General features: G+C 71.9%; 15 protein-coding genes. 5 read left to right on the top strand and 10 right to left on the bottom strand.

The features are described from left to right. Positions 1-44: 44 nt before the first annotated feature. Positions 45-434: a DUF2750 domain-containing protein gene (locus tag ACT01A_RS02755; RefSeq protein WP_445150714.1), complete on the top strand. Its 390-nt coding sequence runs from the start codon at positions 45-47 to the stop codon at positions 432-434. Between the two features lie 306 nt (positions 435-740). Here ACT01A_RS02755 and ACT01A_RS02760 read toward each other — a convergent pair whose 3' ends face one another. Beyond that, positions 741-1,583, bottom strand: coding sequence for a universal stress protein (locus ACT01A_RS02760; protein ID WP_445150715.1), 843 nt, complete (start codon positions 1,581-1,583; stop codon positions 741-743). 58 nt (positions 1,584-1,641) lie between these two features. Between ACT01A_RS02760 and ACT01A_RS02765 the strand changes: the two genes are divergently transcribed. Then, positions 1,642-1,809: a hypothetical protein gene (locus ACT01A_RS02765; protein ID WP_445150716.1), complete on the top strand. Its 168-nt coding sequence runs from the start codon at positions 1,642-1,644 to the stop codon at positions 1,807-1,809. 5 nt (positions 1,810-1,814) lie between these two features. Here the strand turns inward: ACT01A_RS02765 and ACT01A_RS02770 are convergent, their stop codons facing one another. Together ACT01A_RS02770 and ACT01A_RS02775 are read right to left on the bottom strand one after the other, a co-directional pair. Further along, positions 1,815-2,051 (bottom strand): hypothetical protein, encoded by a 237-nt coding sequence (locus tag ACT01A_RS02770; RefSeq protein WP_445150717.1) that lies wholly within the window; start codon positions 2,049-2,051, stop codon positions 1,815-1,817. A gap of 2 nt (positions 2,052-2,053) precedes the next feature. Beyond that, the gene (locus ACT01A_RS02775) at positions 2,054-2,377 is read right to left on the bottom strand and encodes a putative quinol monooxygenase (protein ID WP_445150718.1); all 324 of its coding nucleotides are present in this window, start codon (positions 2,375-2,377) and stop codon (positions 2,054-2,056) included. Between the two features lie 282 nt (positions 2,378-2,659). On the opposite strand from ACT01A_RS02775, the gene ACT01A_RS02780 reads away from it, so the two are divergent. Then, on the top strand, positions 2,660-3,844 hold the full coding sequence (locus ACT01A_RS02780) for a low temperature requirement protein A (protein ID WP_445150719.1): 1,185 nt from the start codon (positions 2,660-2,662) through the stop codon (positions 3,842-3,844). Between the two features lie 60 nt (positions 3,845-3,904). On the opposite strand, the gene ACT01A_RS02785 is transcribed toward ACT01A_RS02780, so the two are convergent. From ACT01A_RS02785 to ACT01A_RS02810, 6 genes are all read right to left on the bottom strand, one after another. Beyond that, on the bottom strand, positions 3,905-4,471 hold the full coding sequence (locus ACT01A_RS02785) for a DsbA family protein (RefSeq protein ID WP_445150720.1): 567 nt from the start codon (positions 4,469-4,471) through the stop codon (positions 3,905-3,907). Positions 4,472-4,560: 89 nt separating this feature from the next. Continuing rightward, positions 4,561-5,721 (bottom strand): hypothetical protein, encoded by a 1,161-nt coding sequence (locus ACT01A_RS02790; RefSeq protein WP_445150721.1) that lies wholly within the window; start codon positions 5,719-5,721, stop codon positions 4,561-4,563. A gap of 535 nt (positions 5,722-6,256) precedes the next feature. Then, positions 6,257-7,912 (bottom strand): DNA repair protein RecN, encoded by a 1,656-nt coding sequence (recN, locus tag ACT01A_RS02795; protein ID WP_445150722.1) that lies wholly within the window; start codon positions 7,910-7,912, stop codon positions 6,257-6,259. Positions 7,913-8,005: 93 nt separating this feature from the next. Beyond that, the gene (locus tag ACT01A_RS02800) at positions 8,006-8,860 is read right to left on the bottom strand and encodes an NAD(+)/NADH kinase (RefSeq protein ID WP_445150723.1); all 855 of its coding nucleotides are present in this window, start codon (positions 8,858-8,860) and stop codon (positions 8,006-8,008) included. After that, positions 8,857-9,657, bottom strand: a complete 801-nt coding sequence (locus ACT01A_RS02805) for a TlyA family RNA methyltransferase (protein WP_445150724.1) — start codon at positions 9,655-9,657, stop codon at positions 8,857-8,859. Before ACT01A_RS02805 ends, ACT01A_RS02800 begins: the two co-directional genes overlap by 4 nt. Before the next feature lie 31 nt (positions 9,658-9,688). Then, positions 9,689-10,060: a DUF2294 domain-containing protein gene (locus ACT01A_RS02810; protein ID WP_445150725.1), complete on the bottom strand. Its 372-nt coding sequence runs from the start codon at positions 10,058-10,060 to the stop codon at positions 9,689-9,691. 545 nt (positions 10,061-10,605) lie between these two features. Here ACT01A_RS02810 and ACT01A_RS02815 point away from each other — a divergent pair. After that, positions 10,606-11,844 (top strand): EAL and HDOD domain-containing protein, encoded by a 1,239-nt coding sequence (locus ACT01A_RS02815; protein WP_445150726.1) that lies wholly within the window; start codon positions 10,606-10,608, stop codon positions 11,842-11,844. Next, positions 11,841-13,055: an EAL and HDOD domain-containing protein gene (locus ACT01A_RS02820; protein WP_445150727.1), complete on the top strand. Its 1,215-nt coding sequence runs from the start codon at positions 11,841-11,843 to the stop codon at positions 13,053-13,055. Before ACT01A_RS02815 ends, ACT01A_RS02820 begins: the two co-directional genes overlap by 4 nt. 117 nt (positions 13,056-13,172) lie before the next feature. On the opposite strand, the gene ACT01A_RS02825 is transcribed toward ACT01A_RS02820, so the two are convergent. After that, positions 13,173-14,096, bottom strand: a complete 924-nt coding sequence (locus tag ACT01A_RS02825; protein WP_445150728.1) for an alpha/beta hydrolase — start codon at positions 14,094-14,096, stop codon at positions 13,173-13,175. Between the last annotated feature and the right edge of the window lie 3 nt (positions 14,097-14,099).

Genomic DNA, 14,099 nt, shown 5'->3' on the forward strand with positions numbered 1-14,099 from the left:
GGCGGGGCCCGCGAGGATCACGACTACTCCAAGAGAAGCCGACTATGAGCTACGAGCTGAGCGATGCCGAACGCGATGGCGTGCTGGCGTCCGATGGCGACAAGCAGTACTGGCACTTCGTCAAGAAGACCGCGGACTGGGGCGAGGTGTGGGTCATCAACAACGGTGACCACCGGGGCCACGTGACGGATGAGGGCGTAAAGCTCCTCGCCGCGTGGCCGCACCCGGGGTTCATCGAAGGCCAGCTCGTCGGAGCGTGGAAGGGCTTCGAGCCCGAGAAGATCGAGGTCCACGACTTCCTCGACGTGTTGGACGAGGCGGAGTCCGGTGGGATGGAGGTCGCGGTGATGCCAACGGTGGATGGGACCCACCTGCGCCAGCCGGCGCCCGTCGTCGCCGGCGACCTGCGCGAGGAGCTCGAGCGCATCGAGTGATCGCCCGCCCCCCACCACCCGGGCGCGCTCGTAGAGTGCAGTGAGTCGCAGAAGGGGTCGTACCGGTTGACGGTGCGCGTCGAGTGGAGCTAGGGGGACTCGAAGCCCACGACCTCCTGGGTGCGATGCAGAAGAGCTGCGCCGTAAAAAGCGCGCTATTTGCAGGGTCTTCGTACGGGATCCATTGGCGGTGCTGGCCTCGGATACCGGCCGATACGGGGCGATTCCGGGCGATCCAGGCACTGGCGGTGTTCTAGTGCCTGGGAAGGTCGTCGGGCCGGAGGGCGCCTGCTCGACATCCATACGTCAGTCGCCGAGGAGCTCCTCGAACCGCACGTCGGGCCTGCGGGCCATGACGATCACCGGGCCGGCCGCCTCGGCCGTCACGTGCCGCGTGACGCCGCCGCGGAGGGTCGCCGGATGCGGGCCGTAGCAGCGCGAGCCGCACACGAGGACGTCGACCTCCGACGACGCGGCGACGAGGAGGTCGCGGGGGTCGCCATCGTCGACGTCGATGTCGATGCGGACCCCCGGCTCTGCGGGGAGCACCGCGCCCGCGTACTCCTCCACGCGCCGGTGCAGGTCCGCGTTGCCCGGCCGCACCGCGCACAGCACTCGCAGCCGCGCACCGGCGCGGCGGGCCAGCAGCTCGGCGCCGCGCACCGCCGCCTCGGCCTCCGGCGTCTCGACGAGACCGACCCCGATCGCGACGAATGTGACGCCGTGCTCCGCGTCGTCCTGGCTCTCGCCGCCGGTCTCGGTGGGCACGACGGCCACTGCGCACGGCGCGCCGTCGAGGAGGCGCTCGGCCGTCGTGCCGGGCGGGACGACGAGCAGCCCCGCTCCGAGCTCCACCGCCGCCAGGTGGAGCGCGCGCGGTGCGGTCGTCGCGCCCAACGCGGCCGTGTCCACATGCTCGCCGTCGATGCCGAGCTCGCGCACGACGGCCTCGAGCGCGGGGCGCGGATCATTCCGCGGCAGCCCTTCGCCCATCTGGACGTCGGCGAGCGGGTCGACGACGTCCTCGCCGGCGTACGCCGCGCCGATCACCAGCGGCGCGCCCATGACCGCGGCGACGGTCGCCGCGAAGCGCAGGGGCGCGAGCTGGGGCCGGTCGGGGTCGTACTGGGTCAGGATGGGGGCGCTCATCGCGTTCTCCTCGACGGTCGGTATTTGGCATCCGCGCGAAGGGGGCTAGTACAGGGCCATGGCCGATCGCCACGTGGTTGGGATGCTCATGCTGCACTTCGGGACGCCGCGCGACCAGGAGGCGCGATGGCAGCTCGCCGACGCGCTGCCCCCGGGGTCTGAGGTCGCCGAGCCCGACCTGCCCCGAGCACTGGCGCGCCCGCAGCGGGCGCCTGCCGCGGCCTGATCCCGTCACCCCACGACGATCACGGCCAAGAGCGTCGCGACGAGCAGGAGGCCGATGATGGCCAGCAGGCCGCGGATCCGGCGCATCATCTCCTCGATCTCCTGCTCGGCCACCCGCGCGCGCAGCTCGTCGAAGTAGACCGTCGACCGGTGGGTCGCGTCCCCGACGTCCTCCGCCGCGACGGCGTCGTGGCGCCGGATCAGCTCATCGTCGGTGAGCGCGCGCAGGTGGGCGACGTCCACGGCTACTCGACCGTGGCCAGCGCCGGGATGTCGATCTTGCCGGCGAGCACGTCGATGCGCTCGATCGTGGGCTCTTGGGCCAGCAGCTCCGGCGCCTTCTCCTTGAGCCCGGCGGCGACCTGGCCCGAGAGATGCGCCTCGCGCGCGTCCTCATCGGGGAACGCGTCGAAGATGCCGAACGTCGACTGGTCGAAGCGCAGCGCGAACCACAGGGGCGTGCCGTCCTCCGTGTCGACGATGTCCAGCGCGCTGCGCAGGAAGCTCTCGACCTCCTGGTCGCGGCCGGTCTTGGCCTCCAGACGTACGAACAGCGCTCGGGTGATCATGCTCCGAGAAGTACGACGCTGGCCCGCGCGGACAAGGCCCCGGGGGCGTTCGGACGAGACCGACGCGGCTCCTACAGTGCAAGCCGATGCCCGAGCCGGCGTCGATCGACTCCACGCTGCGGGCCCCGCGACGCGACGACCGTCGAGCTCACGGCCGACGAGCAGGCGTACGCCGTCGACGTCATCTGCCGCTGGATCGAGCAGGAGCTCGTGGCGGCCGGACGGCGCGCACCATGCTGAGGCGCGGTTGCGCCGGGCCGGCGGCGCCCTACCGCAGAAGCGGTGAAGTCGATCCGCCGGCCGCCGGACCACGAAGCGCGTGCGACCTCGATCGAGCTGTTCTTCGACCTCGTCTTCGTCTTCGTCATCACCCAGCTGTCGAGCCGGCTCGCGCACGACCTGACCCTCGGCGGCGCGGCGAAGACCGGGCTGCTGGTGCTCGCGGCATGGTGGGCGTGGGTCTACACGACGTGGGTCACGAACTGGTTCGACGCGGGCACGCTGGTGGTGCGCGGGATCCTCCTGGTCGGGATGTTCGCCGGCATGGTCGGTGCGATCTCGATCCCCGCCGCCTTCGGTGCCCGGGCGTGGCTGCTCGTGGCCGGCTACGTGGGCATCCAGGTCGTCCGCAACCTGTTCGTCGTCCTCGTGACCCACCGCGAGGACCCGCTGTATCGCCCGGCCCTGCGCATCTTCGGCTGGTCGTGCGCCGTGATGCCCCTGTGGATCGCCGGGGCGCTGGTCGACGGCTCGGCGCGTGTGGTCCTCTGGTCGATCGCGCTCGCCCTCGACTACGCCGGTCCGCTGGCCGGCCATGCGCTGCCGGGCCTTGGTCGCTCGCACCCGAGCGATTGGCACCTCGAGCCGTCGCACTTCGTCGAGCGGCTCGAGCTGTTCCTCATCATCGCGCTCGGCGAGTCGATCGTGGAAGCGGGCGCGACCGCCTCGCGCCTGTCCCCGACGCCCCTGCGGCTCACCGCGGTCCTGGTGGCGATGCTCATGACCGCCGCGTTGTGGTGGTTGTACTTCGACACCCATGCCGGGCGGACGCTCGAGCGCCTGCGAGGGGCGGCCGAGGAGCGCGGGCGCCTCGGACGTGATCTCAGCTACCTGTACGTCCTGCTCGTCGCCGGGATCATCGTCGCGGCGGTCGGCAACGAGTTGGTCATCGCGCATCCGAGCCGTCGCCTGGGCGACGCGGAGTTGGTCGCCCTCGCCGCCAGGCCCGTCCTGTACCTGCTCGGGAGCGTGGCGTTGAAGGTCCGTGTGCTCAGAGTCCCGTGGGAGCGGCGCTTCATCGCGGCGGTGGTCGTCGTCGGCGCGGTCGCGGTGGGCTCGTCGCTGCCAGGGCTCGCGCTCTGGGCGGTCGTGCTCTTCATCCTCGGCGGCCTCGCCACCGTCGAAGCCGTCGAGACGCGGCAGGACGCCACCGCGCCGACGCGATCAGCGTCACGTGGCTCCAGTTGACGACTGCACCACGCCGTCGGTGCCCTCGAGCTTGACCGGGTTGGGGTGGTCGCGGCGTGCTCAGCGCGTGAGGGCGGCGACCGCTGCCGCGATCGTCCGCGCGTTGGCCGGCACCGGCGTCCCGGCGACGTAGACGCTCGGTGTGCCGCTCACGCCGCGCTCGACCGCGCGCTCGGTCACGAACACCGCCCACGGCAGGTAGCGCCGGGCCATCACGCACGCGCCGAAGCTGTCGACGTCGAGCCCGACGTCCGCGCCGACGGCCACGAGCTGCTCATCGCTGAGACCGGGGCCGCCCTCCTCCGGCTGGACGGCGAACAGGGCGTCCTTGAACGCCACGAAGCGTCCGCCGTCCGACGCGCAGCCCGACGCGGCCGATGCGCGCGACGAGTAGGCCGTGGTCGACAGCCGGTCCAGGAAGCCGAGCGGGTGATAGACGAGCGTGATGAGCTGCTCGGCGACCATCTGCTTCAGCGCGTCGCCGGAGGCGGCCTCGAACTGGCGGCAGAACGGGCAGAGGAAGTCGATGTAGGCGTCGACGCGTACGCCGGTCTCGCCGACGGCGATGCCGTCGCCCTCGGCCGTGACGCCGGTGGGGAGCGCAACTTGGGTTCCGGTGGTGGTCATGCCGGTGGGCGATAGGACCCGGCGCGCGGCCAACAAGGACCCACGTTCGTCCACAGCGCCCGGCCTTGCATCGCACGGGCACAGCGGGCTCATCGCGCTTCGTCCTCCGGCGCGTACCGCAACGCCCGTTCCGCGTCGGGATCGGGGCGGTACCCGTAGGCCGCCTGACGCACGGTCTCGTCGTTCTCGAGGCCACCACCCAACGCCCCGCCGACCATCGACAGCGACGAGACGAGCCAGGCGAGCCGCAGGTAGTCGCTCGGGTGCGGCGAGTGACCGAGGGTCTGGGCTAGCTGGCCGTTGGCCAGCATGACCCACGCGCCCGCCAGGGCAATGGCGAACAGCGCTGCGTAGAGCACGAGCACGCCGAGGAAGACGGTGATCGTCGTCGCGGTGTTGAACAGCACGGCCTGCTCGCGGCGCAGGCCGTCGCCGCCGCGCTCCCACAGCTCGTGGGCCACGATCAGCGTCACGACCGTCGCGCCGACCGAAAGCACCGTGAGCCCGGCGAGCCGGATCGGTCCCAGGCTGTCGGCGAGCTTCCAGATGTCGCTGGTGACCAACGAGAACGCGACCGCCCCGACCGCTGCGGCGAGGGCACGCGACAGCCCGACCGCCAGCCGCCACGGCCGGTTCGCCGCCACCATGCCGAGCAGCAACCGCACGTTGCCCCGAAGGACGCCCGCGACGAAGCGGACGTCCTCGCCATCGGGCGAGCTGGCCGTCTCCGCGACGTCGGAGAGCCGGCGGTCGACGCGGCTGCGCCGCCGCCGGTCGCCGCGCTCGCCGGCGGTGACGGGGCGTACGGCCATGAGTCCGTCGATGAGCTGGAGGATCGTCTCGAGCGCGCGCGGGCGCAGCCGGGCCGCGCCCAGGGCGGGCAGCGACACGATCGCGACGCCGTGCATGGCGCTTGCATCGGCGATCACCGGGCGGCGGCCGTTGCGCAGCGGCAGATCGGTCAGGCAGACGGCGAGGTGCCAGCCCTCGCGCTGCATCCGCTCACGCGCCCGGTCGATCATGTCGACGCCGGAGAGCCGGGCGTCGGCGGCGAAGGCATCGGCGACCAGCGGGACCTCCCACTCGACCGCGGAGGACGCCTCCCCGCGCAGGGCCTCCGGCAACTGCGCGGCGATCTCCCGGGCGAGGTCGTGGGCGACGCCCGGCGTCGCAATCAGGCCAAGCCGGATCGTGCCCAGGCGCCGCTGGCCCGCTCCGATCGCCGCATTGGCCTCAGGCTCATCAGACATCGGCTGGGCGGAATCTATTCGCGCACCTCGCCGAGTGCACGGTCTTGCCCCGGGCTCCGGGTCTACGGTTGCGATCGTGGTGTCGCCGGCCCACGTCCTCCGGCGGCTCGTCGACGCCGTCGATCCGCCGCGGGAGCGGTTCGTGAAACTCGTAGTCGCGGCGGCATAGACGTTCGTCGGGCGTCGCCGGCTAAGCCGCATCTCCGGGCGCCTGCGCGGCGCGGGGCCCGACGCGACCTCGCGCCGCGCTGACAACGCGATGAGAGCGCTCTAGCGCTTGCGAGGGACACCGGCTCCCGCGTCGGGATGGGCGAGCGTCCGGAGGGCACCCGAACGCCGGTAATCCCCGGCGAACCAGTCACATATCTCGGAATAAAGGCCCTGGTGCCTGAAACGGAGCGGAACTCGGGGCGATTCAGGGCCACCCCTGAACGACGAAACCCCAGCAATAGCAGGGGTTTCGTCCAACATGGAGCCAGGGACTCGATCCCCCGACCTCCTGGGTGCGATCCAGGCGCTCGCGAAGGCGCGCGGCTCAGGCCGCCTTGCGCAGCTCCTTGGCATGCCGTCGCGCCGCGACGTCGTCGGTAGGTGCGCCGAGCATGCGGACGAGTTCGGAGACGATGGACTTCTCCGGGAGTTGGGTGACGGTGGTGAGGGTGGTGGAGTTGGAGGTGGACTTGGAGATGGAGAAGTGGCGGGTCGCGAGGGAGGCGACTTGAGGGAGGTGGGTGATGCAGAGGACCTGGCGGCCGGCGGCGAGGTCGCGGAGTTGGGAGCCGACGGCGCGGGCGGTGTGGCCGCCGATGCCGGCGTCGATCTCGTCGAAGACGAGGATGCTCGACCCGGTCGCGTTGGCGGCGCCGAGCAAGGCCAGCATCACCCGTGAGAGCTCGCCGCCGGAGGCGGTCTCGCGCAGGGGCGCGGCCGGCACGCCCGGGTTCGGCGCGATGAGGAACTCGACGGCGTCGACGCCCGTCGGACCTGCGTCGCGAGGCTCGATCGAGATCTCGAAGGACGCGGACTCCATGGCGAGGTCGGCGAGGCGGGCACGGACCTGCTTCGCCAAGGACTTCGCGGCCTTCACGCGGGACCCGTGCAGCTCGGCGGCCAAAGAAGCGCGGTCGGATAGAGCGGCAGCCAGCGCCGCCTGCGCGTCCTCCAGCGCCACCTCGGCGTCGTCCAGCTCGGCGATCCGCGCGCGGCACTCGTCGGCGTGCGCGAGCACGGTGGCGATCGTGCCGCCGTGCTTGCGCTTCAGGCGGTCCCACGCGGCCAGGCGCTCTTCGATGACGTCGAGACCGGCCGCGTCGTCGTCCTCCATGCCCTCGCCGTAGGAGCGCAGCTCGGCGGCGAGGTCGTCGGCCTCGATCGCGAGCGCGTGCCAGCGCGCCGTGAGGGTGTCGAGCTGAGCGTCGACGCCATCGAGCGCGTCGAGCAGCGAGGCCCCGGAGGCGAGCGCGAGCGAGACGCCGCCCTCGTCAGCCACGATCGCCTCGGCCGCGCCCAGCGCCGAGTCTCGCAGCGCCTCGACGTGCCGCAGCCGGTCGCGCTGCGCGACCAGCGACGCCTCCTCGTCCTCCGACGGCGCCGCCGCGTCGATCTCCGCCAGCTCGAACTGCAACAGGTCCAGCTCGCGATCCCGCGCGCCCGCCCGCTCGCGCAGCTCGTCCAAGGATCCCTCCAGCGACCGCACGCGCGCGTGCAGCGCCGCATAGCGATCCCGCCGCGCCGCCTGCGCGTCCCCGCACGCGCCGTCCAGCAGCTCGAGCTGCGACGACGCCAGCGTCAGCTTGCGGTGCTCGTGCTGCCCGTAGAACGCGATCAGCCCCTCGGCGGCCGCGCGCAGGTCCGCGACCGGCACCGAGCGACCGTTCATGTAGGCCCTGGTCCTCCCCTCCGACGACACGCGCCGCGACAGCACCAGCTCGTCGGCGTCCGGCGCCACAAGATCGCCCAACAACGACCGCAAACCAGAAGGCAGGTCGAAGACCCCCTCCACGTACGCCTCCGCCGCGCCTGGCCGCACGATCCCCGCCTTCGCGCGCCCGCCCAAGAGCAGGTCCAACGCGTGTGCCAAAACGGTCTTCCCCGCCCCCGTCTCGCCCGTCAGGACGTTCAGCCCGGGCGCCAGGCACAGCTCGGCCCGCTCGATCAGCAGGAGGTTCTCGACGCGCAGCTCGTGGAGCATGCGCGAACTTCTACTACCTCGGTCGGACGAACACGTGTTCGCGCAACGGAACCTGCACAACCCGAACGCACATTCGGCGCAGAGACAGACCGACTACGACGCCAAGCGCCCGAACCGCTCCCGAACCCGCAGGTAGAACGACGACCCCGGCAGCTGCGCCAGATCCGCCGCCTCGCGGACGAAGCGCGAGGCCAAGGCCTCACCGGGCGAGAGCTCCCCCGCCGGCCGGCCATCAATTGACACGTCAACCGGCTCCAGAGAGCGGTTGTGAACCTCCAGCACGTCGGTCGGCGAGACCACCAGCGCCCGCGCCGTCAGCGAGTGCGGCGCGATGAACGACACCACGTAGCCCTCCACTCCCCACGCCAGCACCGGGCCGCCGTTGGCCAAGTTGTAGCCGGTGGAACCCGCGGGCGTGGCGATCACCAAGCCGTCGCAGCGCACCGACCCGACCTCCTGCCCGTCGACCACGTAGGCCAGCGTCGCCACGCGCTCGCCGAGCTTGCGGTGGAAGGACACGTCGTTGATCGCGGCCTGGTCTCCCCCCGGCGTCTCCAGCGCCAGCGCGGGCAACGTCATGACCTCGAACTCACCGCGGAACGCCTTCGCAAAGCCCTCGCCGACCGCGTCCGGGTCGATCGTCGCCAGGAACCCGACCTCGCCGAAGTTCACCGCGAACACCGGCACCGACGTGCCCGCGTAACGCCGCAGCGCACGCAGGATCGTGCCGTCGCCGCCCAAGACCACGCACAGGTCGACGTCGTCAGACAAGGGCGCGTCCAGCTCCAGCCCCTCGGCCGGCGCAAGACCGTGCTTGGTGACCTCCTCGCGGTCGAACCGCAGCACGTACCCGGCCTCCAGCGCCGCGCGGCGCAGCGACTCCAGCGCGTCCGCGGTCTGCCCAGGGCGCCCGTGCGTCAGGACCGTCGCGAGCTTCACGCGGTTCATGACGGCTCCACCTCCTCGGCGGCAGCGACCACGCCATCGTCATCCAGAGCGCCCTCGCGCCCCGGCTCACCCAGCCACACGAAGGTCTCCAAGTTGCCTTTGGGTCCGGGCAATCCGGACGAGGCGAAGCCGAGCACCGAGGCGACCGAAGCGACCGACCGCGCGACCCCGACCAGCGCCGAGCGCCGGTCCGCGGCCTCACGCACCACCCCGCCGGAGCCGATCCGCTCGCGCCCGACCTCGAACTGCGGCTTGATCATCGCCAACGCGTCGAACTCATCAGCGGCGCAGGCCAGGACGGCGGGGAGCACTTTGGTCAAGGAGATGAAGGATACGTCGGAGACGATCAGGTCAGGCCGGTAGGGCAGCTCGTCGACCGTCATCGCCCGCGCGTTGGAGCGCTCGATCACGGTCACGCGGTCGTCTGATCGCAATGACCATGACAACTCTCCGTACGCCACGTCGTATGCGATCACGTGCGAGGCCCCCGCCTGCAGCAGGAAGTCCGTGAACCCGCCGGTCGAAGCGCCGACGTCCAGGGCAGAACGACCCGCCACGTCCACCCCGAACCCCGCCACCGCGTTCTCCAGCTTCACGCCCCCGCGCGACACGTACCGCGGCTTCTCATCCACGGTGAGCTCGATATCCGAAGCCACCATCTGCCCCGGCTTCGCCGCCCGCGCGCCGCCCGCGCCGCCGAGCCGCACCTCCCCGGCCATCACCGACGCCGCCGCTCGCGAACGCGAGTCGAACAGGCCGCGCTGGTGCAGCAGGGTGTCCAACCGAACCTTGACCACCCGGGAACCGTACCGACGCGGCGCCGCGCGGCTACTCCGGCTCCAACACGAACAGCTCGACGGCCATCTCCGGCTCGATGTGCGTTTGGCTGAAGTACGCGCGCACCCGCCGGCCGCAGGCGACCTCGACGGCGGCGCTGAACCGGTCGCGCATCACGTCGGCGAACGCAGTGCGCGTCGCCTGGACCTGGTCGCTGCGCCCCGCGGCCACCAGCGTGCGCTCAGCGGTCGTGAAGACGTCCTCCAGGACGACCAGGACGAAGTCCTCGTTGATGTGCGCGCGGGCGCGCGTTGGCCCGCGGCCGAAGTGCTCGGCGTGCAGGCGGACGATGGCGTTGGCGATCGCGGAGCGCGCGGATCCGCGGTCCGTCGTCGTCAGTTCGGGTTCGGTGCTGGATGACATGTGCCCCCTCGGGAATGAGGCCCGCTGGACGGTCGGCGTCGTAGTAGGTCGTACGCCGCGCCCAGTCCGGGCAAAGGAAGCTGTCCGCCACCGGCATCGACAGTCGGTCGCCGCCTACCGTGCGCCCCAGCCCCCGGCTAGAGCCGAGAACCGAGCGTGCCTGACAGGCGGTCAAGCGCCGCCGGGGCACCCAACGGGCGCAATGTAGCAACACGCGGAGACGTGCTGAGCGCCACGGTCAGCAGGCCACTGTGTCCGTGATCACAGTGCGTCGGGCTGACAAGGGGCATAGTGATTGCAGAGCGAACGAGACGCAGTACCGCAGGCCACAAACTTCTCTCATCGCTCGCCGCCCTCCGGGCGGACCCACATACGACACATAGCAGTATCTCTCCTCCCCTGAAACGGCCTGCCTCTCCCGGCGGGCCGTTTCTCTTTAAGCGATCGACGCCTGGGGACGCCTGTGCGCCAGGCCCCACCCAAAAGGCCGGACGTCCGTCGAGCCCACCTCCAGTTCCACGCGCGGGCGACCGACGAGACGAGAGATGGCCGAGCAAACCGCTCTGGCGGCCACCGCGCCCCCCGTTTCCGAGACCGAAGTCCTCTTCGCCCGCCAGCCGATCCTGGACGGCGATGGCCGCCTGGCCGGCTACGAGCTGCTCTACCGCGGCGAGACCGGTACCGAGTCGCCCCACGCTGCGACCTCGCGCGTCGCGGCGTCCGCCCTGAGCGACCTCGGCCTGCGCCAGGCCACCGGCGGCGCACCGGCGTTCATCAACGTCACCACCGAGTTCCTGCTGGCGATGGACCCGCTGCCGTTCGGCCCGGACGGCGTGGTCCTGGAGATCGCCGCCGACCGCGTGCCCGACGAGCCGCTGGTGGAGCGCCTCGGCCGCCTGCGCCAGCACGGCTACATGCTCTGCCTCGACGGCTACGCCGGCCAACCGGCCGCCGACCCGCTGCTGGACTACGCGACGCTGGCGAAGATCGACGCCAACGGCGTCGGGCCGTCAGGCCTCGCGGTCCTCGTGTCGATGCTGCGCGGCCGCGGCATCCGGCCGATCGCCAACAGCGTCGACACCCATCTCGACCACGACCGCTGCGCCGACGCCGGCTTCGAGCTCTTCCAGGGCGACTTCGTCTGCCGCCCGCGCGAGGTCGTCGGCACCAACGTCCCGACCGCGTCGATCGGCGCGCTGCGCCTGGCGGCCGGCATCAGCGCCGCGGGCGACGATGGCATCGACGAGCTCGAAAAGGCGATCTCGCTCGATCCGGGCCTCAGCCTCCGCCTGCTCCGATTCGTGAACTCGGCCGCGTTCTCGCTGCGCCACCAGATCAAGTCGATCCGCCAGGCGATCGTGCTGCTCGGGCCGCGCACGGTCCGCCAGTGGGCGATGCTCCTGCTGCTCAGCGGGATCGACGAGAAGCGCGGCCCGCTGCTGATCACGGCGCTGTCGCGCGGGCGGACCTGCGAGAGCATCGCGCGCCGCCTGGGCGCCGACGACGCCGAGGCCTACTTCTTCACCGGGATGATCTCGGTCGTCGACGCGTTGCTGGATCTCCCGATGGACGAGGCGATTCGCGACCTGCCGCTGAGCGAGGACGTCGTCGCGGCGCTCGTGCAGCGCGCGGGCGGCAAGGGCCGCACGCTGACGATGGCCGAGGCGTGCGAGCGCGGCGCGTGGGACGACGCGGCGCTGCCGTCGCTGTCGGCCGCTGAGCTGGCGGTCCTGCACGTCGAGGCGATCACCTGGGCCGACGGAACGGCGGCGGGGCTCACGTGAGCCTCGCGGCGGCGCCGGCGACGGACGCCCCGCGCGTGCTGTTCGCCCGGCAGGCGATCGTCGACCGCCGGGGACGGCTCGCCGGCTACGAACTGCTGTACCGCGGTCCGCGCGGTGCCGACGGCGAGATCCCGGACGCCGAGCACGCGACCTGCAGCGTGCTGGTCGGCGCGTTCGCCGAGGTCGGGTTCGGCGCGGCGGTCGGCGGCTCGACCGCGTTCCTGAACGTGACCGAGCGCTTCCTGCACGAGGTCGACCCGCTGCCTTTGGCGCCGGAGTCGACGGTGCTGGAGCTGCTTGAGGACGCCAAGCCGACGCCGGAGCTGCTGAGCCGCTTGCGGGCGCTGCGCGCTCAGGGCTTCCGCGTGGCGCTGGACGACTTCGCGCCCGGGCCGATGTCGACGCCGCTGCTCGAGGTGGCCGACCTGGTCAAGGTCGACCTGCGCGCCCACTCGCGTGCCGAGGCCGAGCGCTTGATGGGGTCCTTGGTCGCGCGCGGCGTGACCGTGGTCGCCGAGAAGGTCGAGGACCAGGCCGAGTTCGAGTGGAGCAGCGCCGCGGGCGCCAAGCTGTTCCAGGGGTACTTCTTCTGCAAGCCGGTCGAGCTGGCGGGCACCGAGCTGCGCGCCGCGTCGATCGAGCGCCTGCGCGCCGTGGCCGGGCTGACCCATCCAGACGCCGGCATCGAGGAGATCGAGCTCGCCATCCGGACGGACCCGCACTTGTCGTTGCGGTTGCTTCAGCAGCTGAACTCCGCCGCGATCTCGCTCCCTCATCGGATCTCGTCGATCCGCCAGGGCGTCATGCTGCTCGGCCCGCGCACCGCCCGCCAATGGGCCTTGGTGCTGCTGCTGAGCGGCATCGGCGAGCACCGCGGCCCGCTGCTGGCGACGGCTCTGGCCCGCGCCCGCACGCTGGAAACGTTGGCCCACATCAAGGGCGCCACCGACCCCGACGCCTGGTTCTCGGTCGGCCTGCTCTCCGTCAGCGACGCCCTCGCCGGAGCACCGCTGCCCGACGTCGTCTCCCAACTGCCGCTGGCCGAGGACGTCATCGACGCGCTCGTCCACCACGCCGGCCCCAAGGGCGCCGCCCTCCAGGCCACCATCGCCTGCGAGCGCGCCGAGCTGCCGGAGACCGACCGCCGCCTGGTGCTGATGGCCTATGGCGACGCGATTGCCTGGGCCGACGCCCACGCCCAGGGCGCCTGAGCGGCGATCGCCGAGATCAGCCTGGGCCGACGCGCACGCTCAGGGCGCCTGAGCGCCGAGCGCTCCACTCGATCGCGCGTAACCCGCGATATGCGCGGGTTAGGTGCGACTCACCGATCAGGCCAGCGCGTCGCGCGCAGCGGCGCCCAGCCAGCGCAGGCAGTCGCCGGCGTCGTCGACGGCGCCACCCCAGCGGATGAAGCCGTGGACCATGCCGTCGAAGGTGCGGACGGTTGCGTCCGGGAGGTGGGTGGCGAGGGTCGCCCCGTCGTCGTGGAGGAGGTCGATCTCGGCGAGGGCGATGGTGGTCGGCGGCAAAGCCGAGAGGTCCGTGGCGAGGAGCGGGGCGATGTCGGGGTTCTCGCGGGGCGTGTCGCCGAGGTAGTAGGACCAGCAGCGCTCCATGTCCTCACGCGTCAACATCGGGCCTTCGGCGTAGCGTGCCGCGGAGGCGCTCGACAGCGTCGGGTCGAGGGCCGGATAGGCCAACAACAACGCGCGGAGCGGCGGCGCGGAGGCATCAGCCGCATGCCGCGCCGCGACCACCGCCAGCTGGCCGCCGGCCGAGTCGCCACCCAACACGACCCGCGCCGGGTCGATCGAAAGCTGCTTCGCCCCCGCCCCGCGCGCCCACGCGACCACCGCGTCGGCGTCGTCGACCGGCGTCGGCCACGGATGCTCCGGCGCCAGGCGGTACTCCACCAACAACACCTTCGCCCCGCTCGCGTTCGCCAGCACGCGCGCGACGCGGTCGAAGGACTCGATGTCCCCCACGTACCAGCCGCCGCCGTGCAACCACACCAACAACGCGTCGGTGTCCTCGTCGTGCAGCGGCGCGTACACCCGCGCCGGCAGCCGCGCGCTGTCGGACGCCGGGATGACGACGTCCTCCGTCGACGCCACCTGCTCCGCCGCCCCGCCCAAGCGCAACGTGGCGTCCAAATACGACGCCCTCTCGGCCGCCAGATCCGCCGGCGGCGGCGCGCCGTCTTCGTCCATCGCCCGCAGGAGCGACCGCACCTGCGGGTGCAGGTCGCTCAAAGC

The sequence above is a fragment of the Baekduia sp. Peel2402 genome (assembly GCF_052567285.1).

Excerpts from the sequence above, each read along its gene's own strand:
- ACT01A_RS02755 (WP_445150714.1), top strand. The coding sequence starts at position 45 with ATGAGCTACGAGCTGAGCGATGCCGAACGCGATGGCGTGCTGGCGTCC.
- ACT01A_RS02760 (WP_445150715.1), bottom strand. The coding sequence starts at position 1,583 with ATGAGCGCCCCCATCCTGACCCAGTACGACCCCGACCGGCCCCAGCTC.
- ACT01A_RS02765 (WP_445150716.1), top strand. The coding sequence starts at position 1,642 with ATGGCCGATCGCCACGTGGTTGGGATGCTCATGCTGCACTTCGGGACG.
- ACT01A_RS02775 (WP_445150718.1), bottom strand. The coding sequence starts at position 2,377 with ATGATCACCCGAGCGCTGTTCGTACGTCTGGAGGCCAAGACCGGCCGC.
- ACT01A_RS02785 (WP_445150720.1), bottom strand. The coding sequence starts at position 4,471 with ATGACCACCACCGGAACCCAAGTTGCGCTCCCCACCGGCGTCACGGCC.
- ACT01A_RS02790 (WP_445150721.1), bottom strand. The coding sequence starts at position 5,721 with ATGTCTGATGAGCCTGAGGCCAATGCGGCGATCGGAGCGGGCCAGCGG.
- recN (WP_445150722.1), bottom strand. The coding sequence starts at position 7,912 with ATGCTCCACGAGCTGCGCGTCGAGAACCTCCTGCTGATCGAGCGGGCC.
- ACT01A_RS02800 (WP_445150723.1), bottom strand. The coding sequence starts at position 8,860 with ATGAACCGCGTGAAGCTCGCGACGGTCCTGACGCACGGGCGCCCTGGG.
- ACT01A_RS02810 (WP_445150725.1), bottom strand. The coding sequence starts at position 10,060 with ATGTCATCCAGCACCGAACCCGAACTGACGACGACGGACCGCGGATCC.
- ACT01A_RS02815 (WP_445150726.1), top strand. The coding sequence starts at position 10,606 with ATGGCCGAGCAAACCGCTCTGGCGGCCACCGCGCCCCCCGTTTCCGAG.